The 26,247-nt window shown below is 68.7% G+C and carries 28 protein-coding genes and 1 pseudogene; 18 read left to right on the plus strand and 11 right to left on the minus strand.

Annotated elements, in window-relative coordinates; all coding sequences use genetic code 11:
* Nucleotides 1-68 precede the first annotated feature (68 nt).
* The 4 genes from AC5Y3Z_RS23335 (at nucleotide 69) to eccE (ending at nucleotide 4,857) form a co-directional block, all read left to right on the plus strand.
* The gene (locus AC5Y3Z_RS23335; protein ID WP_463828911.1) at nucleotides 69-929 is read left to right on the plus strand and encodes an ESX secretion-associated protein EspG; all 861 of its coding nucleotides are present in this window, start codon (nucleotides 69-71) and stop codon (nucleotides 927-929) included.
* Between the two features lie 96 nt (nucleotides 930-1,025).
* Nucleotides 1,026-2,432: a type VII secretion integral membrane protein EccD gene (eccD, locus tag AC5Y3Z_RS23340; protein WP_463828910.1), complete on the plus strand. Its 1,407-nt coding sequence runs from the start codon at nucleotides 1,026-1,028 to the stop codon at nucleotides 2,430-2,432.
* A complete protein-coding gene (mycP, locus tag AC5Y3Z_RS23345; RefSeq protein WP_463828909.1) occupies nucleotides 2,429-3,826 on the plus strand; it encodes a type VII secretion-associated serine protease mycosin in 1,398 nt (465 codons plus the stop codon). Before eccD ends, mycP begins: the two co-directional genes overlap by 4 nt.
* On the plus strand, nucleotides 3,823-4,857 hold the full coding sequence (gene eccE, locus AC5Y3Z_RS23350) for a type VII secretion protein EccE (protein ID WP_473140210.1): 1,035 nt from the start codon (nucleotides 3,823-3,825) through the stop codon (nucleotides 4,855-4,857). The genes mycP and eccE overlap by 4 nt, the downstream gene beginning before the upstream one ends.
* A 4-nt stretch (nucleotides 4,858-4,861) precedes the next feature.
* On the opposite strand, the gene AC5Y3Z_RS23355 is transcribed toward eccE, so the two are convergent.
* The gene (locus AC5Y3Z_RS23355; RefSeq protein ID WP_463828906.1) at nucleotides 4,862-6,076 is read right to left on the minus strand and encodes an alpha/beta fold hydrolase; all 1,215 of its coding nucleotides are present in this window, start codon (nucleotides 6,074-6,076) and stop codon (nucleotides 4,862-4,864) included.
* A 164-nt stretch (nucleotides 6,077-6,240) separates the two neighbouring features.
* On the opposite strand from AC5Y3Z_RS23355, the gene AC5Y3Z_RS23360 reads away from it, so the two are divergent.
* Nucleotides 6,241-7,026, plus strand: coding sequence for a trans-aconitate 2-methyltransferase (locus tag AC5Y3Z_RS23360; protein WP_473140209.1), 786 nt, complete (start codon nucleotides 6,241-6,243; stop codon nucleotides 7,024-7,026).
* On the opposite strand, the gene AC5Y3Z_RS23365 is transcribed toward AC5Y3Z_RS23360, so the two are convergent.
* From AC5Y3Z_RS23365 to AC5Y3Z_RS23375, 3 genes are read right to left on the minus strand one after another with little or no spacing between them, the layout of a single operon-like run.
* A complete protein-coding gene (locus AC5Y3Z_RS23365; protein WP_463828904.1) occupies nucleotides 7,015-8,436 on the minus strand; it encodes a sulfatase family protein in 1,422 nt (473 codons plus the stop codon). The two genes, AC5Y3Z_RS23360 and AC5Y3Z_RS23365, sit on opposite strands and share 12 nt — an antisense overlap.
* Before the next feature lie 7 nt (nucleotides 8,437-8,443).
* Nucleotides 8,444-9,121, minus strand: a complete 678-nt coding sequence (gene bluB, locus AC5Y3Z_RS23370; RefSeq protein WP_463828903.1) for a 5,6-dimethylbenzimidazole synthase — start codon at nucleotides 9,119-9,121, stop codon at nucleotides 8,444-8,446.
* A 16-nt stretch (nucleotides 9,122-9,137) separates the two neighbouring features.
* Nucleotides 9,138-9,620, minus strand: coding sequence for a hypothetical protein (locus AC5Y3Z_RS23375; protein ID WP_473140208.1), 483 nt, complete (start codon nucleotides 9,618-9,620; stop codon nucleotides 9,138-9,140).
* 72 nt (nucleotides 9,621-9,692) lie between these two features.
* Here AC5Y3Z_RS23375 and AC5Y3Z_RS23380 point away from each other — a divergent pair, with 72 nt between their 5' ends.
* Entirely contained in the window at nucleotides 9,693-10,379 is a 687-nt protein-coding gene (locus AC5Y3Z_RS23380; protein ID WP_473140212.1) for a phosphatase PAP2 family protein, read from the plus strand.
* A gap of 42 nt (nucleotides 10,380-10,421) precedes the next feature.
* On the plus strand, nucleotides 10,422-11,078 hold the full coding sequence (locus tag AC5Y3Z_RS23385) for a L,D-transpeptidase family protein (RefSeq protein ID WP_463828901.1): 657 nt from the start codon (nucleotides 10,422-10,424) through the stop codon (nucleotides 11,076-11,078).
* Nucleotides 11,079-11,093: 15 nt separating this feature from the next.
* On the opposite strand, the gene AC5Y3Z_RS23390 is transcribed toward AC5Y3Z_RS23385, so the two are convergent.
* The gene (locus AC5Y3Z_RS23390; protein WP_473140211.1) at nucleotides 11,094-11,609 is read right to left on the minus strand and encodes a nuclear transport factor 2 family protein; all 516 of its coding nucleotides are present in this window, start codon (nucleotides 11,607-11,609) and stop codon (nucleotides 11,094-11,096) included.
* Between the two features lie 183 nt (nucleotides 11,610-11,792).
* Here AC5Y3Z_RS23390 and AC5Y3Z_RS23395 point away from each other — a divergent pair, with 183 nt between their 5' ends.
* From AC5Y3Z_RS23395 to AC5Y3Z_RS23405, 3 genes are all read left to right on the plus strand, one after another.
* A complete protein-coding gene (locus tag AC5Y3Z_RS23395; protein WP_473140207.1) occupies nucleotides 11,793-13,721 on the plus strand; it encodes an Hsp70 family protein in 1,929 nt (642 codons plus the stop codon).
* 187 nt (nucleotides 13,722-13,908) lie between these two features.
* Complete coding sequence (locus tag AC5Y3Z_RS23400) at nucleotides 13,909-15,309, plus strand: DUF7159 family protein (RefSeq protein ID WP_473140206.1); 1,401 nt, start codon at nucleotides 13,909-13,911, stop codon at nucleotides 15,307-15,309.
* Between the two features lie 75 nt (nucleotides 15,310-15,384).
* Entirely contained in the window at nucleotides 15,385-15,807 is a 423-nt protein-coding gene (locus AC5Y3Z_RS23405) for an Rv0313 family protein (RefSeq protein WP_473140205.1), read from the plus strand.
* Between the two features lie 8 nt (nucleotides 15,808-15,815).
* Here the strand turns inward: AC5Y3Z_RS23405 and AC5Y3Z_RS23410 are convergent, their stop codons facing one another.
* Nucleotides 15,816-16,493 carry a DUF3060 domain-containing protein gene (locus AC5Y3Z_RS23410; RefSeq protein WP_473140204.1) on the minus strand — a complete coding sequence of 226 codons (678 nt, stop codon included), beginning with the start codon at nucleotides 16,491-16,493 and terminating at the stop codon, nucleotides 15,816-15,818.
* 47 nt (nucleotides 16,494-16,540) lie between these two features.
* Between AC5Y3Z_RS23410 and AC5Y3Z_RS23415 the strand changes: the two genes are divergently transcribed.
* Both AC5Y3Z_RS23415 and AC5Y3Z_RS23420 read left to right on the plus strand, forming a co-directional pair.
* Nucleotides 16,541-17,554 carry an NADP-dependent oxidoreductase gene (locus tag AC5Y3Z_RS23415; RefSeq protein WP_473140203.1) on the plus strand — a complete coding sequence of 338 codons (1,014 nt, stop codon included), beginning with the start codon at nucleotides 16,541-16,543 and terminating at the stop codon, nucleotides 17,552-17,554.
* Between the two features lie 102 nt (nucleotides 17,555-17,656).
* Nucleotides 17,657-18,514, plus strand: coding sequence for a glycoside hydrolase family 16 protein (locus AC5Y3Z_RS23420; protein WP_463828892.1), 858 nt, complete (start codon nucleotides 17,657-17,659; stop codon nucleotides 18,512-18,514).
* On the opposite strand, the gene AC5Y3Z_RS23425 is transcribed toward AC5Y3Z_RS23420, so the two are convergent.
* Nucleotides 18,511-18,750, minus strand: a complete 240-nt coding sequence (locus AC5Y3Z_RS23425) for a hypothetical protein (RefSeq protein WP_463828891.1) — start codon at nucleotides 18,748-18,750, stop codon at nucleotides 18,511-18,513. The genes AC5Y3Z_RS23420 and AC5Y3Z_RS23425 overlap by 4 nt on opposite strands.
* Before the next feature lie 98 nt (nucleotides 18,751-18,848).
* Here AC5Y3Z_RS23425 and AC5Y3Z_RS23430 point away from each other — a divergent pair, with 98 nt between their 5' ends.
* Together AC5Y3Z_RS23430 and AC5Y3Z_RS23435 are read left to right on the plus strand one after the other, a co-directional pair.
* The gene (locus AC5Y3Z_RS23430) at nucleotides 18,849-19,157 is read left to right on the plus strand and encodes a hypothetical protein (RefSeq protein ID WP_463828890.1); all 309 of its coding nucleotides are present in this window, start codon (nucleotides 18,849-18,851) and stop codon (nucleotides 19,155-19,157) included.
* A gap of 45 nt (nucleotides 19,158-19,202) precedes the next feature.
* Nucleotides 19,203-20,693, plus strand: coding sequence for a bifunctional phosphatase PAP2/diacylglycerol kinase family protein (locus AC5Y3Z_RS23435; RefSeq protein ID WP_473140202.1), 1,491 nt, complete (start codon nucleotides 19,203-19,205; stop codon nucleotides 20,691-20,693).
* A gap of 3 nt (nucleotides 20,694-20,696) precedes the next feature.
* Here the strand turns inward: AC5Y3Z_RS23435 and AC5Y3Z_RS23440 are convergent, their stop codons facing one another.
* A complete protein-coding gene (locus AC5Y3Z_RS23440) occupies nucleotides 20,697-21,530 on the minus strand; it encodes a helix-turn-helix transcriptional regulator (protein ID WP_473140201.1) in 834 nt (277 codons plus the stop codon).
* A 27-nt stretch (nucleotides 21,531-21,557) separates the two neighbouring features.
* On the opposite strand from AC5Y3Z_RS23440, the gene AC5Y3Z_RS23445 reads away from it, so the two are divergent.
* The 4 genes from AC5Y3Z_RS23445 to AC5Y3Z_RS23460 all read left to right on the plus strand — a co-directional run bounded on the left by AC5Y3Z_RS23445 (nucleotide 21,558) and on the right by AC5Y3Z_RS23460 (nucleotide 24,449).
* Nucleotides 21,558-22,217: a class I SAM-dependent methyltransferase gene (locus AC5Y3Z_RS23445; RefSeq protein WP_473140200.1), complete on the plus strand. Its 660-nt coding sequence runs from the start codon at nucleotides 21,558-21,560 to the stop codon at nucleotides 22,215-22,217.
* A gap of 129 nt (nucleotides 22,218-22,346) precedes the next feature.
* The gene (locus AC5Y3Z_RS23450; protein ID WP_463828886.1) at nucleotides 22,347-22,658 is read left to right on the plus strand and encodes a DUF732 domain-containing protein; all 312 of its coding nucleotides are present in this window, start codon (nucleotides 22,347-22,349) and stop codon (nucleotides 22,656-22,658) included.
* Nucleotides 22,659-22,728: 70 nt separating this feature from the next.
* Entirely contained in the window at nucleotides 22,729-23,787 is a 1,059-nt protein-coding gene (locus AC5Y3Z_RS23455; RefSeq protein WP_463828885.1) for a hypothetical protein, read from the plus strand.
* 59 nt (nucleotides 23,788-23,846) lie between these two features.
* Nucleotides 23,847-24,449: a helix-turn-helix transcriptional regulator gene (locus AC5Y3Z_RS23460; protein ID WP_473140199.1), complete on the plus strand. Its 603-nt coding sequence runs from the start codon at nucleotides 23,847-23,849 to the stop codon at nucleotides 24,447-24,449.
* A 12-nt stretch (nucleotides 24,450-24,461) separates the two neighbouring features.
* On the opposite strand, the gene AC5Y3Z_RS23465 is transcribed toward AC5Y3Z_RS23460, so the two are convergent.
* The 3 genes and pseudogenes from AC5Y3Z_RS23465 to AC5Y3Z_RS23475 form a co-directional block, all read right to left on the minus strand.
* A complete protein-coding gene (locus AC5Y3Z_RS23465; RefSeq protein WP_473140198.1) occupies nucleotides 24,462-25,223 on the minus strand; it encodes an alpha/beta hydrolase family protein in 762 nt (253 codons plus the stop codon).
* A gap of 2 nt (nucleotides 25,224-25,225) precedes the next feature.
* Complete coding sequence (locus AC5Y3Z_RS23470) at nucleotides 25,226-26,062, minus strand: class II glutamine amidotransferase (RefSeq protein ID WP_473140197.1); 837 nt, start codon at nucleotides 26,060-26,062, stop codon at nucleotides 25,226-25,228.
* A 9-nt stretch (nucleotides 26,063-26,071) separates the two neighbouring features.
* Nucleotides 26,072-26,219, minus strand: a pseudogene (locus tag AC5Y3Z_RS23475) (putative zinc-binding metallopeptidase); the annotation flags it as partial.
* Nucleotides 26,220-26,247: the final 28 nt, after the last annotated feature.

Genomic DNA, 26,247 nt, shown 5'->3' on the forward strand with positions numbered 1-26,247 from the left:
AGCGACGGTGCCGAAGCCGCCAAGTGGGGCGGCTAGCAGCCGCATAGCCGGACCAGAGACAGACCTAGATGAACTCGACGCCCAATGCCGTCGAGCTGACGGTCGACCAGGCGTGGTTCATCGCGGAAACCGTTGGGGCGGGCAGTTTTCCGTGGGTGCTCGCCATCACCATGCCCTACCGTGATGGCGGGCAACGAGCCGCGTTTCTCGATCGTCAGCGCGACGAGCTGACCCGGATGGGGTTGATGACGCCGGATGCGGTCATCAACCCGAGCGTCGCCGGCTGGATCAAAGTGGTGTGCTTCCCGGACCGATGGCTCGATCTGCGGTACTTGGGACCCACCCGCCCCGACGGCGCCGGCGACATGCTGCGCGGCATCGTGGCGCAGCGCGCCGGTAAGACAGTGGTCGCGCTGCGCAGCGCGCAGCTGGTCACCTTCACGGCGATGGACATCGACGACCCGCGGGCGCTGGTCCCGGTGCTGGGGGTCGGTTTGGCGAACCGGCCGCCGGCCCGGTTCGACGAGTTCAACATGCCCACCCGCGTCGGGGCCCGGGCCGACGAGCGGCTGCGCGCCGGTGCTCCGCTAGCCGAAGTCCTTGACTACCTGGGCATCCCGGCTTCGGCGCGACCGGTGGTGGAGTCGGTCTTCGCCGGATCGCGCAGTTACGTCGAGATCGTCGCGGGCTGCAACCGCGACGGCCGGCACACCACCACTGAGGTCGGCATGAGCCTGGTCGACACCGCAGCGGGCCGGGTCCTGGTCAGCCCGACCCGCGCGTTCGACGGCGAATGGGTTTCGACCTTCGCGCCCGGAACGACGTTCGCCACCGCCGTGGCGATCGAACAACTGACCTCCTACCTGCCGGACGGGGAGTGGTTCCCCGGGCACCGGCTGGCCCGAGACTTCTCCGCCCAGACCAGCTAGCAATTCACGACCCCAAGAGATGAATCAGAAAGAGAGCACGATGCTGCAGCAACGGCCCCCACACAGTTCGGTGGTCCAGTGACGGCCGGGACCGTCATGCCGATCGTTCGCGTCGCCATCCTCGCGGACAGTCGTTTGACGGAAATGGCATTGCCCGCCGAGTTGCCGCTGCGCGAAATCCTGCCTGCGGTACAGCGTCTGGTGGTTCCCGCGGCCGGCAACGGGCATGCGGGTGAGTCCGCCGACGCCGGGGCGGCCACCCACCTGAGCCTGGCGCCGATCGGTGGCGCACCGTTCAGCCTGGACGCCAGCCTGGACACCGTCGGCGTGGTCGACGGTGATCTGCTGGCGCTGCAGCCGGTGCCCGCCGGTCCCGCGGCGCCGGGCATCGTCGAGGACATCGCCGACGCGGCGATGATCTTTTCGACGTCGCGGCGAAACCCCTGGGATATCAAACACATCCGTCGTGGCGCGCTGGCCGCGGTCCTCGTACTGACGCTGGTGGCGACCGGCTTGTCGGTCACCCACCGGGTCGCCACCGGGGCGTTGGCGGGTCTGGTCGCGGTCAGCGCGGTCGCCGCACTGATCGCCATCACCGGCCTGCTGACCACGACGCGTTCCCCGCGCACCGGGATCGCGTTGTCGATCACCGCGCTGGTGCCGATCGCGGCTGCGCTGGCGCTGGCGGTGCCGGGCCGGTTCGGACCCGCCCAGATCCTGCTGGCCGCGGCCGGCGTGGCCGCGTGGTCGCTGGTCGCCCTGATCGTGCCCAGCACCGAGCGGGAGCGCGCCGCGGCATTCTTCACCACGACGGCGGTGGTTGGTCTGGCGGTGGCATTGGCGGCCGGTGCCGAATTGCTCTGGCACTTACCAACTCTGACGATCGGCTGCGGGCTGATTGTCGCGGCGCTGTTGATCACCATTCAGGCGCCCCAGCTTTCGGCGCTGTGGGCGCGGTTCCCGCTGCCCGTCATCCCGGCACCGGGTGACCCGTCGCCGGCTCCGCCGTCGCTGCGGGTGCTCGAGGATCTGCCGCGGCGGGTGCGCATCGGTGACGCACACCAGAACGGATTCATCGCCGCCGCCGTGCTGCTCAGCGTCGCCGGTTCGGTGGCCATCGCGTTGCGTCCCGAGACGCTGAGCGTCGCCGGCTGGTACGTGGTGGTGGCGACCTCGCTGGCGGCCACGCTGCGGGCCCGGGTGTGGGATTCGGCGGCCTGCAAGTCCTGGCTGCTCGCGCAGCCCTTCCTGGTGGGCGCCGTGCTGCTGGTGTACTACACCGCGACCGGCCGATACGTCGCCGCCCTCGTGACGGTGCTGGTGCTCGCCGTGCTGGTGCTGGCGTGGGTGGTGGTGGCCCTGAACCCGGCCATCGCCGCGCCGGACAGCTACTCGCTGCCGCTGCGTCGCCTGCTGGGCTTCGTCGCGGTGGGTCTGGATGCCTCGCTGATCCCGGTGATGGCGTTCCTGGTGGGGCTGTTCGCCTGGGTGCTCAATCGATGATGCGTGCCGGATCAGCCTGCCTGGCAGCCAGCCTGCTGGCCTTGCAGGCGGGCCTGGCGGCGCCACCGGCGCTGGCGGTGAGTCCGCCGGTGGTGGACGCCGCCGCGCAACCGCCCAGCGGTTCCCCGGGACCTGTGCAGCCGATGGAACAGCGCGGCCAGTGCAGCGTCTCCGGGGTCATGCCGGGCACCGACGCGGGCAACCCCACCCCGAGTCAGACGTCGCTGAATCTTCCGGCGGCCTGGCAGTTCTCCCGCGGTGAAGGTCAACTGGTCGCGATCATCGACACCGGGGTGCGGCCGGGGCCGCGGCTGACCAACGTCGATGCCGGCGGTGACTTCGTGGAGTCCACCGACGGCCTGACCGACTGCGACGGGCACGGCACCCTGGTCGCCGGGATCGTCGCCGGCCAGCCCGGTGACGACGGCTTCTCCGGGGTCGCTCCGGCGGCCCGGCTGCTGTCCATCCGGGTGACATCGGCCAAGTTCTCGCCGCGCACCTCCGGCGGTGATCCGGCCGCGGCGCGCGCCGCCATCGACATCGAGGGGCTGGCGAGGGCCATCGTGCACGCCGCCGACCGCGGCGCCCGGGTGATCAACATCTCCGCGATCACCTGCCTGCCCGCAGATCGCCCGGTCGACCAGGCCGCGCTGGGCGCGGCGATCAAGTACGCGGCGGTGGAGAAGGACGCGGTGATCGTGGCCGCCGCCGGCAACACCGGGCCGACCGGCTCGGTCGCGGGCGGAACGTCCTGCGACTCCAATCCGCTGACCGACCTGAGCCGGCCCAACGACCCGCGCAACTGGGCGGGCGTCCGGTCGGTCTCGGTGCCGTCCTGGTGGCAGCCGTATGTGCTGTCGGTCGCCTCAGTGGGCTCCGACGGCCGTCCGTCGAAGTTCACCATGTCCGGACCGTGGGTGGGGATCGCCGCACCCGGTGAGAACATCGCGTCGGTGAGCAACGGTGACGGTGGCGGCCTGGCCAACGGGTTGCCCGACGACCACCAGCAGCTGATCGCGCTCAGCGGCACCAGCTATGCGGCCGCCTACGTCTCGGGCGCGGCGGCATTGGTGCGCGCGAAGTATCCCGGACTGCCGGCCGGCGAGGTGGTGCGCCGCCTCACCGCAACCGCGCAGAACGGTCCCCGAGACCCGTCCAACGTCGTCGGCGCCGGCACCCTGGATCCGGTAGCGGCCCTCACCTGGCAGTTGCCCGAGGGACCGGCGAACCCGCCGCCGTCGGTGCGGCCGGTCACCGTGCCGCCGCCACCGGCCGCCGAGGACACCACCCCCCGCAACGTCGCATTGACCGGAGCCGGCGTGCTGACGTTGCTCGTCATAGTCACCGCCGCAACGGTGGCGGTAGTGCGCCGCCGAAAGGAGCCCACCCCGTGAGCCGACTCACCGGATCCACCTGGAAGCCGGGCAGTGGCCGGATCACCCTGGCCCTGCTGGCCGCGGTGCCCGCCGTCATGGCCTATCCCTGGCAGTCCTCCCGTGCCTACCTGCTGATCGGCATTGCCGTCGTCGCACTGATTCTGCTGTTCGGCCGCTGGCGCGGGCTGTACTTCACCACGATCCTGCGTCGCCGGCTGGCGATCCTGCTTCGGGGCGGCGGTCCGGCGCCCGACCCGGACGCCGACACCCGCACCACGGCCCTGCTGCGGGTCGGTCCGGGCCCCTCGGAGTCCGACGCGCTGCCGTTGCCGCTGATCGCCGGTTACCTGGACTGCTACGGCATCCGCGCGGACAGCATCCGGATCACCAACCGGGACACTGCCTCCGGCCGCCGGGAGACCTGGATCGGTCTGACGTTGTCCGCCGTGGACAACCTGGCGGCACTGCAGGCCCGGTCGTCGCGGATCCCGTTGCACGAGACTGCTGAGGTGGCCGCCCGCCGCCTCGCCGACCACCTGCGCGAAATCGGGTGGGAAGCCGCCACGGTGGTGCCCGAGGACGTTCCGGAACTGCTGCCCGCGCCGGCCGGGAAGGGAACTCGCGAGACGTGGCGTGCGGTGCAGCTGGGCGCATCGGATTATGTTGCAGCATACCGGGTTACGGTTGACGGTGAGCTGGCCGAGGTGTTGAGCGAGGTGCGCGCGCAGGCAGCGCGCGAGACCTGGTCGGCGCTGGAGATTGCGCGCGGCGGCCACGGCAGCCCGTACACGGTTGCCGCGGCGTGCGCGTTCCGGACCGATCAGGCGCCGGGCAGCGCGGCACCCGCAGCCGGATTGACCCTGGAACGCGGGAACCAACGGCCGGCGCTGGCGGCCCTGGATCCGCTGTCCACGCAGCGCCTCGCCGGGCACACCGAAGAACCCGCCGACCTGCTGGCCGGCTTGGCCTGGACCACGCGGGCCGCCGGCGCGCACCGCGCGCCCAACAGCGAGGCCGCCACCCAGGTCATCGCGGTGGGGCGCAACTGACGGCTCAGTCGTACATGAACTGGTGCAGGAACGGCGTCATCCGGCGCAGGTAGTCCAGCTGGCTGACGTGCAGCACGTGGCTGCCGGGGAACCAGTGCAGCGCGCACCGGTCCCAGTGCTCCCACAGCGCCACCGCGTGCTCGGGCGGTGCCATCCGGTCGCCCAGGCCGGTGATGATCATCCGGCGGTTCTTGGGCAGCAGCGGCTGGTAGTTCAGCGGACCGTGATAGGCCAGGCCGGCGCTGAGTTCCGCGCGGCTGATGCCGGTGAGTCGCAGACCCAGGCCCATGAGGGTGCTGGCCGGGAACCATTCGGCGAACAGATCGCCGGGTGTGACGACGGGGCAGTTGGGGATGACGGCCTCGAGCCGGTCGTCGACCGAGGCCACCAGGGCCGACGTGTAGCCCCCCAGTGACAGTCCGGTCAGCGCGATCCGCTCGACACCGGTGCCCTGCAGGTAGTCCACGACCGAGCGAAAGTCGTGCACCGCCTGAGCCATCGCCTCGGCAAAGCCACTCAGCCCGCCGGCGAAGTAGCCGTAACCGCTGAAAGGTGAACATCTTTCGGCCCGTTTGCCGTGAAAAGGCAAGGTGTACAACAAAACATCGTAACCGGACCGGAAATACCAGGGCAGCGAGAAGAACAGTCCGTTGAACACGTACGACGAACCCATGAAGCCGTGGATCACGCACAGCGTCGGTCGCGGCCCGTCGTCGTGCCGCCAATGCTGGGCGTGCACGATGTTGTTGGCGGACAACGCACTCCACCGCTTGCGCAGCGCGGGGTTGACGGCCCGGAAGCTGCTGGGGAAAGCGATGTTGTCGATGGTGGCCAGCGCGACCCGTTCGGCGAGCCGGCTGGGCTGCCGTCGCACGTTCTGCGGCGGTGCCGCCGGCGCCGGGAACGACTTGCGTGGATCCTGCTCGGCCCCGAGTTCGGCATAGAACCTCAGGTTGCTGCGTTCACCGGCGGAATTGACGCGGCGCAGGTTGGCGCTGACCACGGCCGGCGCCACCGTGGTGGCCAGCAGCGAGGACGCCGCGGTGCGCAGCGCCACATCGCCGATCGCCGAGGCCTCCACCACCAGGCGCTGGCGCAGCGAGAGTGCCGAGCGAGCGGGCAGTCCCTCGACCGTGGCGTCGGCCCCGGGCACATCGGGAACCGGGACCGGCGGGCTGATCGGATCCGCCTCGGCGGTCACCTCTGGGATCTCGGACATCTCGCCGATCGTAACTCGGGCGCGGTCGGTGACCGCGGTGGGAAACGACCCCGTTGATATCGACAATTTCCCCCCGGCTGCTGCGATGTGTGGTGGGGTCCGGTAATACGGTTTGTCTAAGACACACCCGGACACGCTCGACGGTGTCGATCAGGAGGACCGATATGTGGGATCCCGATGTCTACCTGGCTTTCGCCGATCATCGCAGCCGTCCGTTCTACGACTTGCTGTCCCGGGTCGGGGCCGACCGGGCCCGCCGGGTGGTCGACCTGGGTTGCGGTCCCGGTCATCTGACCCGCTACCTCGCCAAACGCTGGCCCGGCGCGGTGATCGAGGCGATCGACAGCTCCCCGGAAATGGTGACGGCCGCCCGGGAACGCGGAATCGATGCCACCACCGGCGACCTGCGCAACTGGAAGCCCCAGCCCGACACCGACGTGGTGGTCAGCAATGCGGCCTTGCACTGGGTGCCCGAGCACTCCGAATTGCTGGTCCGGTGGACCAAACAGCTGCCCTCCGGATCCTGGATCGCCGTGCAGGTGCCGGGGAACTTCGAGACGCCGTCACACGCCGTGGTGCGGGCCCTGGCGCGTCGTGAGCCGTACGCAAAAATCATGCGGGACATCCCGTTTCGGGTGGGTGCCGTGGTGCAGCCGCCGTCGCACTATGCCGATCTGCTGATGGACGCCGGTTGCCGGGTCGACGTCTGGGAGACCACCTACCTGCACCAGTTGACCGGTGCGCACCCGGTTTTGGAGTGGATCACCGGCACCGCGTTGGTGCCGGTGCGCGAACGCCTGGACGACGAGGGCTGGGAGCAGTTCCGCGCCGAACTCGTCCCGCTGCTGGACGACGCATACCCGCCGCGGCCCGACGGCACGACGATCTTTCCGTTCCGGCGGGTGTTCCTGGTGGCCCAGGTCGGTGGCGCCGCCCGCTCAGGTCGTTAGCCCGGGCTCGACCTCGTCTTCGATGCCGCGGTCCACCGCGATCGCCGACCGGCTGGTGGCCGGGGTGCGATGGATCTGCAGGTAGGTCTCGGTGTATCGCTCGGCGATGCGGGTGCCGGCGAAGTCCGACGGAATCACGTCACCGGTGCGCTGACGCCAATCATGCAGCCGAACGGCGAGATCCGCCGCGATGGAATTCCGTTCGCCGCCGCCGTTCGCCCCGGCCAGCAGGTTCGTGGTCTCGGTGGGATCGGCTCGCAGGTCGTACAGTTCGCGTTCCGGGCGGGGTGCGGTGACCAACGGGGCGATGGCCAGTCCCGACGGGCTGGCCTCGATGTCCCACGGCAGATCCAGCAGCGGGCGCGGGACGTAGTTCTCGATGTAGCTGTATTCCTTGGTGCGGATGGCCCGAATGGGATCGAACGAGTCGTGGTAGGTCTTCGTGGTGTACACGTGGTCGCGCACCGGTGCGTGCGCGTCCGCCGCGGTCAGCGCATCGGCATGTGAGATGCCGTCGATGTCGGCGGGCGCGTCGACACCCAGCAGACCCAGCAGGGTGGGCAGCAGATCGACGCCGCTGAACAACTCGTCGTAGACGCGCGGAGTCACCGCCGTCCCGGTGGGTGGCCGGACGATCAGTGCTATGCCGGTACCCGCGTCGTACAGGGTGGATTTCGCCCGCGGGAACGCCGGGCCGTGGTCGGTGAAGAACACCACCCAGGTGTTGGTGTCCAGCCCGGTGTCGGCAAGCGTGTCCAATATCGTGCCCACCGCGGCGTCCGCGGTGCTGATCGACCCGTAGAAATCGGCGAGGTCCTGCCGCACCTCGGGTGTGTCGGGCAGGTAGTCGGGTAGTTCGACGGCCGCGCTGTCCGCCGGCTCGTACCGGTCGTGCGGGTAGGGCCGGTGCGTTTCGAAGAACCCCGCCGTGAGCAGGAAGGGCCGCCCGACGGTGTCGGCGGTACGGTCCCGCACCCACTCGTGCAGCCACTGCCCGACCTTGTCCACCACGTACTCGCAGTAGGAGTTGGATACGTCGAACTCGTCGAACCCCAACCGCTTGGGATACGACGTTTCGTGCTGCATGCCGAAGAGGGCTGAGTACCAGCCTGCTTCGCCCAGGAATTGGGGCAGGGTGCGCACGTCGCCGCGGTATTCCCAGCCGTGGTGCGCCAGGCCGATCAGGCCGTTGCTCTGCGGGTAGCGACCGGTGAACAGCGACCCGCGCGACGGCGAGCACAGTGGCGCGGTGGCGTGCGCCCTGGTGAACAGAATGCCCTCGGCGGCAAGGCGATCCAGCCGCGGACTCGATACGTCCGGGTGGCCGTACACCCCGAGGTGACGTCCCAGGTCGTGCCAGTGCACCAGCAGGATGTTCTGCCGGTTCTGTGCTGCGTGCGCCTCGGTCAACGTGGCCTCACCCTCCTGCCGGCCCTTCCACGGGCAGCGCCGGACTCCATTGGTTCACTGCGACGAACTCGTGCAACGGGCGCGCCACCGCCCAGCGGTCCAGTTCCAGCGCGGGCCGGTCCGGGAACTCCGGTACCGGTCCCAGGCACAGGATCGCCACCGGTTCCGCGCCGGGGGGCATCTGCAGCAGCCCGGCCAAGCGCTGCGGGTCGAACAACGACACCCAACCCATGCCCAGGCCTTCGGCCCGCGCCGCCAGCCACAGGTTCTGAATCGCGCACGAGGCCGAGGCCAGGTCCATCTGCGGCAGCGTGCGCCGGCCGAAGATGTGCGCGGCCCGTCCGTCGGGCAGCGCCACCACCAGCAACTCAGCACAGTCCAGGATGCCCTCGACCTTCAAGGCCAGGAACTCGGCTTCCCGCGGGCCCAGTGCCGCACCGGTGAGTACCCGTTCCGCCTCGACCAGCGAGTGAATGCGCCGGCGCAACCGGTCTTCGGTGATCCGGATGAAACGCCACGGCTGCATCAGGCCCACACTGGGGGCCGCGTGCGCAGCGTGCAGCAGCCGGGTCAGCACCTCCTCGGGCACCTCGCCGCCGGCCACGAAGCGGCGCATGTCCCGTCGCTCGGCGATCGCGCGGTATACGGCACGGCGTTCTGCCACGGTGAACGCGTGATCGGTCACCCCGCCATCGTAGGAACTATGGGCTGTAGCTGACGCCCACCGCGCGGAACACGTACTCGGGTGGCACGTCGAACGCCAGCGACCGCCGGGGCAGCCGGGCCAGCACGTCCTCGCCGATGGTGTCTTTGAAATGCAGCGAGAGATGCCCGTGGAACCGCTCGTCGACCGCGGCGGTGTCCAGGTCGAATTGCAATCCCGTCGCGGAGATCTCCGCGGTCGCCGCTCCGCGGTCGGCCGCGTCCCAGCACACGTCCACCGCGCGTCCGGCGAGCTTGGGCACCACCGACAGCGTCGCCAGCACCCGCTGCGAAGTGAACGCCAGTGCGCCGACATAGCCGGCGACGCTGCCCTGGGACCGGATGCCCGGAATGGCGCCACTGAACCTCCTGGTCACCGGGATGCACTCGGCCAGGTGGAGCAAACCCTCGCCGTCGAGCTGAGCCCGTAGCTCGGCAGGCAATTTGCCGACGCCGAACAACTTACGAACAATCACGGCCATGACGCCAGTATGGGGCGGTTCCGTCAGGCCCGCATCGACCCTGGTGCCGGTGTCGCGGTGACCGGCGTGACGATCACCCGGCGTCTGTCGTGGCCAACTTGGCTGGCGGTGGCGGCGCTGGTCCTCTACGCCGCGCTGTGGGTCGGGCACCGCCGGCAGTGGGGCTGGCTGCACGCGTTCGACTGGTCGCTGCTCAATCCGGCGCACGAGATCGGCGTGGCACATCCCGGCTGGGTGTGGTTCTGGGCCGGGGTGTCCTTCGTCCTGGGGCCGGTCCCGCTGCGGTTGCTGGGATTCGCGCTGGCTGTCATCGCGCTGTCCCGGCGCCGGGCGCGCATGGCGCTGCTGCTGTTGTGCTGCGGACCGCTCAACGGGTTCGTGACCTTGGTGGCCAAGGGCCTGGCCGGCCGGCCGCGACCGTCGACGGCACTGGTGGTCGCCCGGGAGACGTCGTTTCCGTCCGGCCATGCCCTCGAGGCGACGGCCACCGTGCTCGCGCTGCTGACCCTGTTGTGGCCGATGTGCACACGCCGGCGGCTGCGCGTCGCCGCGGGCGCCGTGGGCGGTCTGGTGGTATTCACCGTCGGTGTGGCCCGGGTGGCGCTCAACGTGCACCACCCCTCGGACGTGATCGCGGGCTTGGCGTTGGGCTATGTGTATTTCCTGCTGTGCCTGTGGGTGTTTCGACCCGTCCGGCCGGGCACGGCCGAGCCGGTCGGGGATGCCGAGTCACGGCCGCGTGACCCAATCGGGCCTTAACCTTTACTTGACCCTTACCCGCGGCGGTCTGACGATGAAACGATGCGCCGACTGGTTGCTCTGCTGTGTGCTGCGGTGTGCGCCGTCGTGTGGGCCACGGGGTTCGCACAGGTCGCTGCGGCTGCCGGCAATCCGTGGTTCGCCAACTCGGTCGGCAACGCGACACAGGTCGTTTCGGTGGTCTCCACCGGCGGGTCCAACGCGAAGATGGACATCTACCAGCGCACCGGGACCGGCTGGCAGGCGCTGAAGACCGGAATCCCCACCCACGTCGGTTCGGCGGGGATGGCACCGCAGGCCAAGAGCGGTTATCCGGCCACCCCGATGGGGGTCTACAGCCTGGACTCCGCATTCGGCACCGCACCGAATCCCGGTGGCGGACTTCCCTATACGCAAGTGGGGCCGAACCACTGGTGGAGCGGCGACGACCACAGCCCCACCTTCAACTCCATGCAGGTGTGTCAGAAAGCCCAGTGCCCCTTCAACACCGGTGAAAGCGAGAATCTGCAGATTCCGCAGTACAAGCATTCGGTGGTGATGGGCGTCAACAAGAACAAAGTGCCCGGTGGGGGTGCTGCGTTCTTCTTTCACACCACTGACGGCGGGCCCACCGAGGGCTGCGTGGCGATCGACGACGCCACCCTGGTCTCGATCATCAAGTGGTTGCGGCCCGGCGCCGTCATCGCGATCGCGAAGTAGCACAACGCTTTCGGGTCAGTCCGCCGTATCGGCCCGGGCCCGGCCGGGTGTGACGTGGAACTTGAGGTCGGCCACCGACATCGTCGCCTCATAGGTGCGGTCGTAGCCGGTCGCGCTGATCCGCCATCCCGCGGCTGTGCGCCGGTAGGAGTCCCGGTAGAAAGCCGCACCGATCAGCATGAAGTCGAACTCGGCGACGATGACCCGGTCCTGCAGGTACCAGATGCCCGACGCGGTGTCACCCGTCACGGTGATCTCCGGATGCGTCACCCGGTGCTCGGTGACCACACCGGGCCCCATCGCCGAGCTCAGATACTCGACCAGGTCCGTGCGGTTGTCGAAGTGCAATTCCTTGCCCAGCGAGGACCCGTAGGCGCCTACGATGTCCTCGGTCATCGTGTCGGCGAACTCGGTCCAGTTCTTGGTGTCCATCGCGCGCAGGTAACGGTACTTGACCTGTTTGATCGCTTCGACGTCGGCGATCCGGGTTACCACGTCTTCTTCAAGGCTCACCTGGTCATTGCAGCACATCGCTGCCGTGCCGGTGCGGAGTCCCCGGTCCCGGTGGGTTCTGTCAAGGGTGCCGCTCATACCTTTTCGATGACGACACGGCTACGAGGCTATACCAATGAGGTTGGTGCCGAACCATATTCGGTCGTCGCGGATATGGTTGACGCGCTGGCCACCGACCCTGTCGACGAAAGTATTCGCCATATGTTCGACCCGCTGGGGTTGTCGATCGGGACCATGAACTTGGTCGCGGCGGTGAACGGGAAGTCCCCCGTGACCCGTCGTGCCGTGCTCACCCTGTATCCACACTGCGCCCCGAAACTTGTTCCGCCCGAGGCGGATTCGAGCACGCCCGCGCTGGGCATCCCGATGAGTAGCTTCGTGGAACGCATCGGCGATTCGGTCGCGCTGCTCGCACCGGACGGCTCTGCGCACGACCCGGACCTGTTGACGGTCGAGGCGCTGGAGGCCATGGTGGTCGCGATCGGGGCCGATTCCAGTTGCGCGGAGATTGCGATCGCCGTTCCCGCGCACTGGAAGCCGAGCACCGTGCAGGCATTGCGCGACGCACTGCGAACGCACGTCGGCTTCGTCCGCAGTGGGATGGCCCCGCGCCTGGTGTCCGATGCGACAGCGGCGCTGACCGCGGTGAAATCGGAGACGGAACTACCGTCCGCCGGCATGGTGGGGCTGCTGGATTTCGGCGGCTCGGGAACGCAGGTCACCCTGCTGGACACCAAGGACGATTTCGAACCTGTCGGCGCCACAATGCGTTACGAGGATTTTTCCGGCAACCAGCTGGATCAGGCCCTGCTGCTGCACGTGATCGACACCCTCGGTCACCAGGACGCCGATCCGGGCAGCACCGCCGCCGTGGGTCAACTGAACAAGTTGCGGGTGCAGTGCCGCGAGGCCAAGGAGCGGCTGTCCGCTGATGCTGTTACCGAACTGGCCGTTGAGCTGGCCGGGTCCGATACCACTGTGGAGCTCACCCGGGACACGTTCGAGGACCTGATCCAAGACCGGCTGACCGGGTTCATCTACGCATTCGACGACATGCTGGCGCGCAACAACTCCTGCTTCGCCGACCTGGCCGCGCTGGTCACCGTCGGCGGCGGCGCCAGCATCCCGCTTGTGGCCCAGCGACTTTCGGTGCACACCCGGTTGCCGATCCTGACCGCCTCGCAGCCGGTGTGCGCCGCGGCGCAGGGTGCATTGCTGTTGGCCGACCGCGGCGACCTGCTGGACCTGCGGACCCGGACGTCGATCGGGATGCCGGCCAGGAATTCCGGGGCGATCGCGGCACTGGGCACCAGCCTGATCGACCGGCCGGCCGGCGACCTGCTGGTGATCGATCATGATGCGCTGACCGACCGCGAGCTGGCATGGTCGCAAACCGAGTTTCCGGAAGTGCTGACCCGGTTCGAGAAGGAGTCCTACGACGAGGACGGCCCCTGCTTCTCGATGCGGCTGAACGTGATCGACCCGCCCAGGGAACCGCCGTGGCGCCGCTTCCGGTTGTCGCAGGTGCTCATCGGGTTGTGTGCCGCGGTCGCTATGACCGCGATCGGCGGGGTCGCCATCACCTTGACCGCCATCGAACACCGGCAGGCGCCGCAGAAGGCTCCGGTGGTCCCCAGCGCAGTACCCACACCGCCATCCCCCAGCGCCACGCTGCCTAACCCGCTGCCGGCCACTCCGGTCGAACCCAGCCCGCTGCCGCCGCCCAGCCAGGCGGTGGTCCCCAGCCCGGTGCCGCCACCGAGTGCGGACACACCGGCGCCGCCACCACCGCCACCGCCACCCCCGGTGCCGTCGATGACCACCACCAGACCGGCGCCGGTAACCACCACCCGGCCGCCCGCGGCCACGACGCCGCTCACCACGGCGCCGGCCTTGGCGGCGGAGGCACCGAGTGCGGCCGAGGCGCCCAGCGCGGCGGAGGCGCCGAGCCCGTCGGAATCGCCGTCGTCGGTGCGGATGACCACCCAGTGGTTACACGTGCCGCTGCTGCCGGTCCCGATCCCGATTCAGGTGCCGGCCAACGGTGCCCCGCAGAATCAGGTCCCGCAGAACCAGGTCCCGCCGGACCCGGGTCCGCAGAACCCGTTCTCCTCCCCGGGCAGTCCCTAGCGGACGACCCTGCCCACATAGCCGTCCCCTCCGTGCGCGGGTAGGCTTTTAGCTGGCAAACTGCATATAGGCCAATTAAAACCGGTCGCTCCCACGTGGGGCGAAATGTTGTCGACGGCGGCCGCGCGGTGGGTGGTTCGCCTAGACCCTGTAACGAGCTCGACGGCTTGGAGGGGTTGGAGGGGTTATGGACATCGTCCTCGGGGTATCGATGGAGCCCTCGGCAGTCCGAATGCTGCTGATCGAAGGGGTCAACGCCGACGGCGTCACCGTCGAAGAAGAGAGCATCGAAGTCTCCTCGTCACCGGCGGCGCAAGCGGTCGACGCGCTGATCGGAACCCGTGAGGGCGCGCTCGAGGGTGGCTGCCGACTGACTTCGACCGGCGTCACCTGGACCGACCCCGGCCAGGTTCCCGCGCTGCGCACCGAACTCGCTGCCCGCGACATCACTGGCGTGATGCTGGTGTCTCCGCTGCTCGCCGCGGCCGCGCTGGCGCAGACGGTGGGTGCCGCGCTCGACTACCGCCACATCGCGATGCTGTTCGTCGAGACCGACAGCGCCACGCTGGCCGTCATCGACGTCGCAGACGGCTCGATCGTCGACCTGCACCGCCAGCCGTTACGCGAGTCCCTGGCAGCCGAGCTGGTGACGATGGTCGCCGGGCTCGACGGGCCGGGATCCCGCGCCGACGGGGTGTTCCTCGTCGGGTGCGGTGTCGACGTCGTCGCCGTCAAACCCACCCTGGAAGCGGTGACGTCGCTGGTGGTCAGCATTGCCGAGGAGCCGGAGATGGCACTGGCCCGCGGCGCCGCACTGGCTTCGGCGAACGCGCCGCTGTTCGCGGCGTCGACCGCGGCGCTGGCCTACGCGCTGGACCCGGGCACCGGTCAGGTGAACTCGCGCGCACTGACCCCCAGTTATCTCGATGTGTGTGCGATGGCCGGCGTCGACGAGGGTTCCCTGGCCTACAGCGCCGTGGACGACGCGGGCGACATCGAGCACGACCCCGCGGCGACTGGCCTGTTCGCGCGGCACCGGCCGCTGGCGCTGGTCAGTGGCGCGGCGGCCGGCATCGCCGCCGTGGTGGGCGGGATGCTGGTGATGTCGCTGGCCGGCGATGTGCGCCCGACCGCGGCGCAGGAGTCCGCCCCGCGCTCGATTGTGCAGACGCCGCCGCTGCGGGCACCGGCCACCGAGCTGCCGGCGCAGGTGCTGGCACCGGCCTCGAGTGCGCCTCCGGCCGCGGCGCCGCCGACCGAGGTGGCTGCACCGGCCCCGGCCGCAGCTCCGCCACCGGTCGCCGCGCCGCCGGTGCAGACGGTCACCAAACCTGCCCAGGCCCCGGTGAACATGGCGCCCCAGCCCCGCAGGCAGCCCACCCGCCAGGCACCCCCGCCGGTGCAGACGCCGGTGCAGCAGGCTCCGCCACCATCAGCGCCGCCCCCGGCCGCACCCGCGCCGCCGGCTCCGGCACCTGCGGCGCCGACGCCGGTCATGACGGCTTACCTGCACCTGCCGTTCTTCTCGATCCCGATTCCGATCAACCCGCCGCCCCCGCCGCCGGCCCCGCCGGCGCCGGCACCATGACGCCGGGCGGGCACGTGGCACAACCCGCCGGATGAGCGCAGACTGGGTGGTAACCCTTTCGACTTAGGAGGTCGCGTGAGCGGCAGTGGTTCTTCAGGTGGCGGATTCGGCTTCGACCCCGACGACTTCGACCGGGTGCTCAGGGAAGGTGCCGAGGGACTGCGCGACGCTTTCGAGCGCATCGGCAAATTCGTCGGCGGCCCGGGCGCCCGATCGGGCTGGTCGGCGCTCTTCGAGGATTTGTCGTCGTCGCGGCGCCCCCGCCCGGAGCCGGAGACCACCGGCGACATCGGTGACGGAGTGTGGGCGATCTACTCGGTGGATGCCGGCGGCGACGCCCGGGTCGAGCAGGTCTACGCAACCGAACTCGATGCACTGCGCGCCAACAAGAACAACACCGACCCCAAACGCAAGGTGCGGTTTTTGCCGTACGGCATCGCGGTCAGCGTGCTGGACGATCCGAACACCGACGACGCGGCCGGCGACTCGACCGACTGAGCCGGCGCTCAGCCCTGTTCGACCACGTTGTTGCTGCCGGACTTGCTGATCTTCGGCGAGCCGGAGTGGTAGGTGATCTTGTTGTTCAGTCCGGACGCGTCGATGGCGTCGGAGGTCTCGACGGTGACGATGTTCTGCAGGCCGGAGACCGTGACCGTGGCGCAGTGACCGGTGATTGTCACGGTGTTCGAGATGCCGCTGACGGTGATCTCGTTGCCGTCGCAGCTGACCGAGCGGTTCTCGTTGATTCCGGAGATGATGACCGGCTCGGCGGCCGGGACGGCCGCTGAGGACGTCGGTCCCGCGCTTGGTGCGTGGGTCTTGCCGGTGGGCGGATTGCCCCGCGTTGCGCCGGGCGCGGTGCTCACCGCCGTCGTCTCGGCCGGGCCGGCCGGTTCGCTCTCGGACACCTGACGGGCGACGTAGGCGGCGATACCGCCCACCAGGACCAACACGCCGAGCACGCCGACGGCGGCCAGAATCCAGAACCAGCGCATTCCGGACGACGTCCTGGGCGCGGTGCCGGGATACGGCGTGTTGTAGCCGTAGGGCGGCGGCATCGGCCCGGGTGGCGGCGGTGGATAGCTGTAGCCGCCCGCGGCGCCCGATTCGGATGCCCGCGCGGTGTCGGCCAGCGGTTGCTCCAACTCGCGGATCCGGGCTTCCGGATCCTCAGCTGAGTTCATGCCGAGATGCTCCCACACCCGCCGCACGTGGGAATAGGCTCGGCGGCGTGCCCGAGTTGCCGAATCGTCAAATCGTGTTGCGCCGCCGTCCCACCGGGCTGGTCCGGCCCGAGGACACCGAGCTGGTCACCCGCCCGGCACCGGAACCCGCCGCGAGTGAGGCGTTGCTGCGCACCACTTACGTCGGGCTGGACGCCGCGGTGCGGACCTGGCTCGACGACCAGCCCAGCTACCTGCCGCCGGTGCAGATCGGCGAGGTGATCCGCGCCGCCGGGATCGGCCAGGTCGTCGAAACACGTTGCGACGCTTACGCTGTCGGCGACATCGTCACCACGCTCACCGGCTTCCAGGAGTACGTCCTGATTCGCGACGACGTGTTCAGCACGCCGATCCCGGGTGAGGACAACCAACTGGCGATCATGTCCGTGTACGGGCCCACCGGTGCTACCGCCTACTTCGGGATGACCGACATCGGCCGGCCGCAACCCGGGGAGACGGTGGTGGTCTCGGCCGCGGCCGGCGCCACCGGTTCGGTGGCCGGGCAGATCGCCAAGATCGCCGGCGCCCGGGTGGTCGGCATCGCCGGCGGCCCGGACAAGTGCCGGGCGGTGGTGCAGGATTTCGGTTTCGACGCCTGCATCGACTACAAGAACGACGACCTGCCGACCGCGCTCAAACAGCACTGCCCGCGCCGCGTCGATGTCTACTTCGACAACGTCGGCGGACCGATCCTCGACGCAGTGCTCGGCAGGCTGGCCCCCAGAGCCCGGGTTGTGCTGTGCGGCGTCATCTCCAGTTACCTGACGGGGGAGCACCCGGGCCCGGCCAACTACGTGAACTTGCTGTCCAAGACCGCGCTCATGCAGGGGTTCAACGCGTTGGACCAGTGGGGGCGCTTCGACGAGGCCTTCGCCAACCTGCGTCAATGGGAGTCCGAGGGCCGCCTGAAGCACCGCCAGACCATCTTCGAGGGCATCGAGTCCTGCGTCGACGCGCTCAACGGACTGTTCACCGGGGCCAACATCGGCAAGACGCTGGTCAAGGTGAGCGATCCGGGCTGAGCCGGCCCGGGGTCGGCCGACACACCGTCGCTGACCTCCAGGTATTGCGCCACGCGTCGGCGGAGTCCGCGCATCGCCAGGCGGGCTGCTATCTTCCTTGCCATGCCTCAGATGGACCGTCGCCGCATGATCATGATGGCGGGATTCGGCGCACTGGCAGCCGCGATACCGGCTCCGGTCGCGGGAGCCAGCCCGTCCCGCCCGACACCGGCTGCGCCGGCCGCGGGCGCCTCCGGCGGCTTCATCTGGCACGACGAGTTCGACGGGCCGGCCGGCTCGGCGCCAGACCCGTCCAAATGGTCGGTGTCCACCAACCGCACGCCGATCAGGAACCCGGTCGGCTTCGACCAGCCGCAATTCTGGGGGCAGTACCGCGACAGCCGGCAGAACGTGTTCCTGGACGGCAATTCCAATCTGGTGCTGCGGGCCACCCGCGACGGCGGCGGGGTGTTCGGCGGTCTGGTGCACGGGCTGTGGCGTGGCGGCGTCGGCACCACCTGGGAAGCCCGGATCAAGATGAACTGCCTGGGGCCCGGTATGTGGCCGGCCTGGTGGCTGTCCAACGACGATCCCGGCCGCAGCGGCGAGATCGACCTGATCGAGTGGTACGGCAACGGCACCTGGCCCTCCGGCACCACCGTGCACGCCAACCCGGACGGCACCGCGTTCGAGACGCACCCGATCGGGGTGGATGGCGCCTGGCACAACTGGCGGGTCCGCTGGGACGTCACCGGCATGTACTTCTGGGTGGATTACACCGAGGGCGCGGCGCCCTACTTCTCGGTGCCGGCCACCGGTATCGAGAACCTGGACGAGCCCTTCAAGGAATGGCCGTTCAATGACCCGGGCTACACCGTGTTCCCAGTGCTGAACCTCGCGGTCGGCGGGTCCGGCGGCGGTGACCCCGCTGCCGGCAACTACCCGTCGGACATGCTGGTCGACTGGGTGCGGGTGTTCTAAGCGCCGGAATTGCTTAGGTAGAGGTTCCAGAGTCCGTCAGAGCCTTGGCGGCAGTCCCAGTGCGTGTACGCGCCGTCGTTGTGGGTGATCTCGACGTGCGGGCCGTCGGCCTGGCAGGCGGCCTCGGTGGCATAGCTGCCTTCCACCTGCACCTCGTCCGCATTGGCCAAACCCACCGCGGTGCTCATCAATCCGCCGGCTGCCACCAGAATCCCCGCGGCGATAACGGTCCTCATCAGTAGCCCCTTTCCGGAGTTCGTTGGTCGGGGGATTGCCCGAGCGGCGGCCGTCGAAACGTGAGCTACATCCGGTCATTCGAACGTATGATCGACCGATGGGCCGGCTGGCATCGATCGGGTACAACGGGCAGCCGTTGCGCGGCCCGTTCCGGGTGGTGCGCCCGCCCGTCGCGGTGTTGATCGACCTGACGGTGCTGTTCCCGCGCGAACCGCACCGGTCCGGCCGCTACCACCCGAACGGTCTGCAGCTGCACAAGGTGGTGGAGGGCCGGTTGAGCTGCTGGGGCATCTGCGAACAGGGCGACTGGTGGGGGTTGGTGACCTACCCGGTGGAGTTCGGCGCGAAGCGCAAGTCCGTGACGCACTGGGTGCCGGCCTGGACGTTGCGCCGCAAAGGCGCCTGACCGCGGCGCGGAGTCGACGTAACGCCGGCAGTTAATGTTGGCGTGATGAACCTGCGGCCCACGCGACCACTGCACAGCGTCAAACAGATCACCCGCGGGCTGGGCGCCCTGGACCGCGAATTGTTCGAGGCGATCGCCGAGACCCCCACGCCGTTGCTGGATTCCGCCATGCCCCCGCTGACCCGGGCGGCCGATCACTCCAAATTGTGGTTCGCCATCGCCGGTGTGCTGCTGGCGACCGGAAAACATTCCGCGCGGCGCGGCGCGGTCCGCGGTTTGGTGACCCTGGGCGCGGCCAGCCTGTTCACCAATCAGGGCGCCAAGCGAATCCGGCAGCGGCCGCGTCCGCGCTACGAGTCGGTGCCGTTGATCCGGCGGACGCGCCGCCGTCCGACCTCGAACTCGCTGCCGTCGGGGCATTCCGCCAGTGCCGCGGCGTTCGCAGTGGGGGTGGGTCTGGAGAATCCTCCGTTGGGCTTCGGACTGGCCATGCTGGCGGGTCTGGTCGGCCTGTCGCGGGTGGCCACCGGCGCGCACTACCCGGGCGATGTCGTGATCGGCTTCAGCATCGGGGCCGGTTTGGCCGTGACCGGCGGTCGGCTGATTCCGCCGATCGTCGAGGCTTCGCTGCCGAAGACCGAGCCGCTCCTGGTGTCGGTGCCGGAACGGCCCGACGGTGCGGGCGTGGTCCTGGTGGTCAACCCCGCGTCGGGCAGCGGGACCGGCGCGCGGGTGTTGGATCAGGTGCGCGCCGAGTTGCCGGCGGTGGAGATCGTCGAACTGGGACCCGACGACGACCCGGTCCAGGTGCTGCGCGACGCCGCCGAACGCGCCGAGGTGCTCGCCGTCGCCGGCGGTGACGGGACGGTGTCTGCGGGAGCGGCGGTCGCTGCCCAGACCAAGTTGCCGCTGGCGGTGTTTCCGGCCGGAACGTTCAACCATTTCGCCAAGGACATCGGTTGCGAGACGGTGGCTAAGACGGTGCGTGCGATCCGCCGCGGCACGGTGGCATGCGTGGATCTGATGTGCCTCAATGACAGCCAGATGGTGGTCAACACCGCCAGCATCGGCGCGTATCCCGCCTTCGTGCGCAGGCGGGAGAAGATGGAGAAGCGGATCGGCAAGCCGCTGGCCGGTTTCTACGCCATGTGGCGCACCCTGCGCAACGAACAACCGGTCCGCATCCGCTACGACAATAAGACGCTGCAGACCTCGCTGTTCTTCGTCGGCAATTCTCTTTATCTGCCAACGGGATTCGCGCCGGCTCGGCGTACCCGGATGGACGACGGCCTGATCGACGTGCGCATCCTGGAAACCGGTCGCCGCCTGGCGCGGACCAGGATCGTCGCCGCGCTCGCGCTGGGCCGGCTGCAGCGCAGCCCGCTGTACCACGAGATGCAGGTGCCGGAGTTCACCTTCACCGCCGTCGACGGTCCGACCGTGATCGCCCACGACGGTGAGGTGGGGCAGATGTACGACCAGGCCACCTTCATCTCCAAATACCGGGCGCTGCCGGTGTATCGGTCGCTGCGCTGAGCGTCATTCCGCCGGTTGACCGCCGTGGCGGCGGTAGGCCGACGGGGGCCGGCCCCACGCGCCGCGGAACGCCCGGGTGAACGAGCTGGCGCTGTCGAACCCGACCCGGGTGGCGACCTGCAGCACACTCAGCTCGGGATCGGCCAGCAGCGCCGCGGCCCGCATCAGGCGGGTCTGCTGCGTGTACTCGCGCCAGGTCATCTGCAGTTCGCGGTTACACAGCCGGCGCAGCGAGCGCGGCGACACCCCCGCCGCCGCGGCTGCGTCGTCAATAGTGATGTCTGCCAACGTATTACGAGTGTGCCTGAGCGCTGCCGCGAGTTGCGGATGACTGGTCGTCGGCACGCTGAACGGATGCTGCACCTCGAGCAGTTCGGCGAGTAGTTCGGCGAAGCATTGGAAGTACGCGTCCGCGACGTGATCTGACGACCTGCGATCGATGGGCCAGCGGCAGGCGTAGCTGATCATCTGCCGGAGCAGCGGCGAAACCGCCACGATCCCGGCCTCCTGCCGCGCCGGCCGCAGGTGCTTGGTGTGCAGGAAGATCGAGATGGACCGCACTCGAGTATCGATCGTGCTGATGTGCCCGAGCCCGGCGGGAATCCACGCAGCCTGCCGTTCGGACAGCACGTAGGCGCCCGCATCCGTCTCCACTTCCAGCACGCCCTGCACGACGTACTCCAGCTGGTGCAATTCGTGGGCGTGCCGCGGGGTCGTCACCCGATGGCCCTCGTAGACGAATGCGCCGGCAGTCGCGGCACCGCCCTGGCGCATATCCACCAGCACAGTGCTGTCCGCTGCGGAAACGTTCGTGTCCGTTCGTGCAGAGAAAGTCATCGCGGTCCGATGATACGACTGGAAGTCATGTCGACACCGTCATTCACACCAGCCGCCGGGGACCCGAAGTACACGAAGTACTACGACACCGTCGTAGCTCTGATGACCCGCGAGGGCCGCTGGCGCTCGGCCGCCATCGACCGGCTGGAGCTGCAGCCCCGTCACCTTGTGGTCGATATCGGTTGTGGCACAGGGTCATTGGCGATCAGGATCAAGCGGGTGCAACCGGCCGTGCGGGTAGTTGGGGTGGATCCCGACCCGCAGATCCTCGCCATCGCGCGGGACAAGGTGCGCAAGGCCGGCGTCGACGTCGAATTCGTGTCCGGCATGGGCGATCAGGCCGCCGAACTCGTCGGACCCGGCAGCGCCGATCGGGTGGTGTCCAGCCTGGTGCTGCACCAGTGCCCGGTGCCGATGAAAAAGGCCATCATCGCGAACATGTTCGCGATGCTGCGACCCGGCGGCGAACTGGTGATCGCCGACTACGGGTGGCAGCGCAGCGCGCTGATGCGGTTGCTGTTCCGGGGCGTGCAACGCGTCGACGGCAAGGCCGACACCCAACCCAACGCCGACGGCATCCTGCCGCAGCTGATCGAGCAGGCGGGCTTCGCCGACGTCGCCGAAGTGCAGGTGATCCGCACCGTGACGGGATCGCTGTCGATTTACCACGCGCGCCGCGACGGCTAGCCCGGGGTCCGGTCAATTGCCCGGTTTCGCTACTCAAATGGGCCGAAATGGGTAAAGATCGACTTAGCTGAACGCATGCGGGGGTGTGGTTCATGCGCTGTCCCGTCATCCCGCGAAAGGACCTCACCCATGAAATCGATCCTGCGAATCGTCGCTCCCGCCCTGGCGGCCCTCGCCACCGGCGCCGTGCTGGGTGCCCCGGCGGCAGCGGCCGACCCCAACAGCTTCCTGGACGAGCTGCAGACCAACAACGTCCACCTGCCCGGCAAGACACCGGCCCAGACCGTCGCTGCGGGCAACCAGGCGTGCAGCGATCTGCGCGGCGGTGCCTCGGTACTGGATGAGATGACCAAGGTCGAACAGAAGTACGGCTTCAGTCAGGGCACCCTGTTCGTCAGTGCGGCGACGACCAACCTGTGCCCCGACTTCGCCTCGCACTGAGCCCGGCCAACGGCAACCGGTCCTCATGCGCACGACCTGTTTTCGCAAGGTAGCCGTCACGCTCTGGATAGTGGCGCTGGTATGTACCGCCGGCTGCAACAAGGGCGGCACCAGCACACCGGCCAGTGGTTCGAGTTCGGGCTCGGGTTCGAGCTCGGGTTCCCGGCCCAGCGGCGGCAAGCCCGGCGCCGGCGGACCGTTGTTCGACGGTAACCAGCCCTTCACCAACAACATCAGCGGCGTCACAGTATCGGGACGAAGTGCCGCGATCATCGAGGCGCTGAATGGCATGGGCGGGTGGGGCAACGACAACAACTTCCAGATCGACTTCTCCATTCCGCTGTTCTTCGCCGATCGCAGCACCCCGCGCGTAGCGGTCGTCGGCGACGAGAACTACTGCGACGGCGGCCCGGACTGTGACAAGGTTCCGGCCAAGATGCCGGTGCCGGACAACGCCCACTTCGAGGGTTCGCCGAACATGTCCTGTGACGTGACGGGCAACACCGACGGCCAGAGCGACTGTCATCTGCTGGTCGCCGAACGGGACGAGCACAAGCTGTACGAGGTCTACCTGGGCAGCAAGAACGGCGACTCGATCACCGCGCACGCCTTCTTCGTGTGGGACCTGAAGAAGAAGTACCCGGAAACGCTGCGCGGCGACCAGTGCACCAGCGCCGACGCCGCCGGCTTCCCGATAGCCGCGTTGCTGCCCACCGCGGACGAAGTCGCCGCGGGCGCGGTCAACCATCCGCTGCGGTTCATCCTGCCCAATCCCCGGATGAAGGCTAAAGTCTACGTTCGTCCCGCGACGCACGCCGGCGGCCCGGACAGCGAAGACCCGAACGCTCCGCCGTACGGGGTGCGGTTCCGGTTGAAGGCGAACTTCGACGAGTCGCCGTTCTCGGCCTCGGAGAAGGTGATCATCAAGGCGCTCAAGACTTACGGCATGCTGCTGTCCGACGGCGGTCAGATTCCGCTGACCTTCGCCGACGACTCGAACAGCACCGCCAAGTGGGCCAACCTCGGGATCACCGACCAGTCCTTCAGCAAGATCGGGGTGGACAACTTCGAGGTGGTGGAATTGGGTCAGGAAGTTCCGCTCACCTATGACTGTGTGCGTAATCCCTGAGCTGAGACGAGTACGGGAATACTCAGTCGCGGCCGGTGTTGCGGCCGCACGCTGATGTGGTGTCCGATGATCTGGGCGGGATCAGGATCGCCACCGCGGCAGCCGGAAAAACGCGCGCCAGCGGGCAATTCGCCGCCGAAGCGGTGTGCCTGCAGACCGCCGCGCAATTCGGTGACGGTTCGACCGCGGTCCGGCTGCGGGAACTCGAGACCATCGTGGAAGGGCCCCGGGTCGGCACTGCCGCCCGCTTCGCCGGTGCGCTAGCCACCGGCAATGGAACCGAATTATCCTCGGTAGCACAGGAATTCGAGGCGATGGGTGATCTGGTCGCGGCGTTGGACGCGGCGGCACACGCGGCGCTGGCCTACCGGCGCCAGGATTTGCGCGGTTCGGCGCTGGGATGTTCGACGCGAGCCGAGGCGTTGGCCCAGCGGTGTGGTGGCGCGTCCACACCCGCGCTGCGGCAAGCCAGCATGCGTGTTCCGTTCACGCGGCGGGAGCACGAAATCGTGACCCTGCTGGGCGAGGGTTTTTCTAGTCGCGTGGTTGCCGAACGCCTGACCTTGTCGGTGCGCACCGTCGAAGGTCATATCTACCGGGCGATGGCGAAGACCGGTGTGTCAACCCGCGAAGAACTTGCGGCGCTACTGGTGCACCGATGAGCTTCGCCGCAGCTACTGCTCGTCGAGATACGCGTCGGCCCAGGCGCCGATGATGCGACCGGCCCGGCGGGCCTGCCCACGGGCGGTGAGCAGGTGATCGGAGCCCTCCAGCGAGACGAAGCTGCGCGGATGGCGCGCCAGGCGGAAGATCTCGCTGGCGTTTTCGATGTCGACAGTGTTGTCGGTGGGCGAGTGCAGGATCAGTAGCGGCATGCGCAGGCTGCTGATCTTGTCGTGCAGGTGAGCTGCGCGGACATCCTCGACGAAGTCACGCTTCAACGTGAGCGTCCGCCCGCCGACCAGCCACTCGGCGCTGCCCTCCGACAGGCACCGGTCCACCACGGCGTCGTAATGCTTCTCGACATGACTCGGGTCGACGGGTGCCGCGACCGTGACGACCGACCGCACGCCCGGTGCCTGCGCGGCCGCTGCCAGTACCGCGGCACCGCCCCAGGAGTGCCCCACCAGGATGTCGGCCGGGGTTCCGCGGTCAGCCATGAACTGGCATGCCCGGACGATGTCGTCCACCTTGACGGTGAACGAGCCGTCGCCCCAATCTCCTTCTGAGCCACTGAGTCCCAGCGCGTCGAAGCGCAGCATGCCTATCCCGTCGGCGGCCAGCTGCTTACAGATCCGCGCCGCGGCCGGGGACTCCTTGCCGAGGGTGAAGCCGTGCGAGAACACCCCCCAGCCGCGTACTTCCTGTTCCGGCTCGTCGATGATTCCGGCGAGGTTCGGCCCGGTCGAACTCGCGAACGTGACGCGTTCGCCCACCGTCAGACCCGACCCGGGATCGGCCGAAACGGCAGTTCCTCGACGCCGTCGCCGATGATCAGCGCGGCTCCCGGCGGAACTTCCCGCCACATGCCGGGCAGCTCGGTCAGCGGCTCGGAAACCACCACCCGGGCGTCGTCGCCGAAGTGTGCCAGCCGCTCGCTGTCCGGATAGAGCATGCGTACCGACTCCGGATCTTCGCTGACGAACAGCGTGTTGACCTCGCCCGCGCTGGCGTAGCGGACCGCATACAGTCGCGTTCCGTCGCTCACCCCCACCGTCATCTGCAGCGCCGGCTCGTCCACGCCGGCTGCGGTGGCGGCGTCCTCGACGAATCCCGCCATCCGGGCGATGCCGCCGAGCGGATCCTCGGTGAGGCCGAAGGTGAGAGCCAGGTGGAACATCAACTCTGAATCCGTTGAGCCGCCGATATTTTCGAACAGGTCGGGGCGGACGGCCAGCAGCAGCTCCCGACGCAGCCGCTGATAGCCGCCGACATGACCGTTGTGCACGAACAGCCAGTTGCGGTAGCGGAACGGGTGACAGTTGGTCTGCTGCACCGGCGTCCCGGTACCTGCCCGCACGTGCGCCAGGAAAAGCCGGGTGCGGATCTCGGTGGCCAGTTCCAGCAGATTGTCGTCGCCCCACGCCGGGGTGATGCTGCGAAACAGCGCCGGCTCCGGACGGTGTTCGTACCAGCCCAGCCCGGTGCCGTCCCCGTTGGGAATCTCCATGTTCGGCGCATTCCGGCGACTCTGCTCGATCAGCGACCGCTCCGGGTCGTGCAGCAACTCCCGGGGCGCGATCGGCTCACCCAGGTAAGCGACCCACCGGCACATCCGACCTCCCTACCGCGTCTCGCGGATAACTCTATGCACGAAAGCCAGCTTGCCGACCACCGCGGGGGCAATCTCGAACGGGTACAGCGGATTCTTGCCCAGCGGTGTTCACCCGATTCAGGCACAGCGACAACCACTTCCAATCCTCCAGCATCCGCAACCCGAACTCGGTCCGGCAGTCCGGG

The organism is Mycobacterium sp. NGS61 (genome assembly GCF_059812325.1).

Coding starts and splice junctions, on each gene's coding strand:
- AC5Y3Z_RS23335 (WP_463828911.1), top strand. CDS start 69: ATGAACTCGACGCCCAATGCCGTCGAGCTGACGGTCGACCAGGCGTGG.
- eccD (WP_463828910.1), top strand. CDS start 1,026: ATGCCGATCGTTCGCGTCGCCATCCTCGCGGACAGTCGTTTGACGGAA.
- mycP (WP_463828909.1), top strand. CDS start 2,429: ATGATGCGTGCCGGATCAGCCTGCCTGGCAGCCAGCCTGCTGGCCTTG.
- AC5Y3Z_RS23355 (WP_463828906.1), bottom strand. CDS start 6,076: ATGTCCGAGATCCCAGAGGTGACCGCCGAGGCGGATCCGATCAGCCCG.
- AC5Y3Z_RS23360 (WP_473140209.1), top strand. CDS start 6,241: ATGTGGGATCCCGATGTCTACCTGGCTTTCGCCGATCATCGCAGCCGT.
- AC5Y3Z_RS23375 (WP_473140208.1), bottom strand. CDS start 9,620: ATGGCCGTGATTGTTCGTAAGTTGTTCGGCGTCGGCAAATTGCCTGCC.
- AC5Y3Z_RS23385 (WP_463828901.1), top strand. CDS start 10,422: ATGCGCCGACTGGTTGCTCTGCTGTGTGCTGCGGTGTGCGCCGTCGTG.
- AC5Y3Z_RS23390 (WP_473140211.1), bottom strand. CDS start 11,609: ATGTGCTGCAATGACCAGGTGAGCCTTGAAGAAGACGTGGTAACCCGG.
- AC5Y3Z_RS23395 (WP_473140207.1), top strand. CDS start 11,793: ATGTTCGACCCGCTGGGGTTGTCGATCGGGACCATGAACTTGGTCGCG.
- AC5Y3Z_RS23400 (WP_473140206.1), top strand. CDS start 13,909: ATGGACATCGTCCTCGGGGTATCGATGGAGCCCTCGGCAGTCCGAATG.
- AC5Y3Z_RS23410 (WP_473140204.1), bottom strand. CDS start 16,493: ATGAACTCAGCTGAGGATCCGGAAGCCCGGATCCGCGAGTTGGAGCAA.
- AC5Y3Z_RS23420 (WP_463828892.1), top strand. CDS start 17,657: ATGCCTCAGATGGACCGTCGCCGCATGATCATGATGGCGGGATTCGGC.
- AC5Y3Z_RS23425 (WP_463828891.1), bottom strand. CDS start 18,750: ATGAGGACCGTTATCGCCGCGGGGATTCTGGTGGCAGCCGGCGGATTG.
- AC5Y3Z_RS23430 (WP_463828890.1), top strand. CDS start 18,849: ATGGGCCGGCTGGCATCGATCGGGTACAACGGGCAGCCGTTGCGCGGC.
- AC5Y3Z_RS23435 (WP_473140202.1), top strand. CDS start 19,203: ATGAACCTGCGGCCCACGCGACCACTGCACAGCGTCAAACAGATCACC.
- AC5Y3Z_RS23440 (WP_473140201.1), bottom strand. CDS start 21,530: ATGACTTTCTCTGCACGAACGGACACGAACGTTTCCGCAGCGGACAGC.
- AC5Y3Z_RS23445 (WP_473140200.1), top strand. CDS start 21,558: ATGTCGACACCGTCATTCACACCAGCCGCCGGGGACCCGAAGTACACG.
- AC5Y3Z_RS23450 (WP_463828886.1), top strand. CDS start 22,347: ATGAAATCGATCCTGCGAATCGTCGCTCCCGCCCTGGCGGCCCTCGCC.
- AC5Y3Z_RS23470 (WP_473140197.1), bottom strand. CDS start 26,062: ATGTGCCGGTGGGTCGCTTACCTGGGTGAGCCGATCGCGCCCCGGGAG.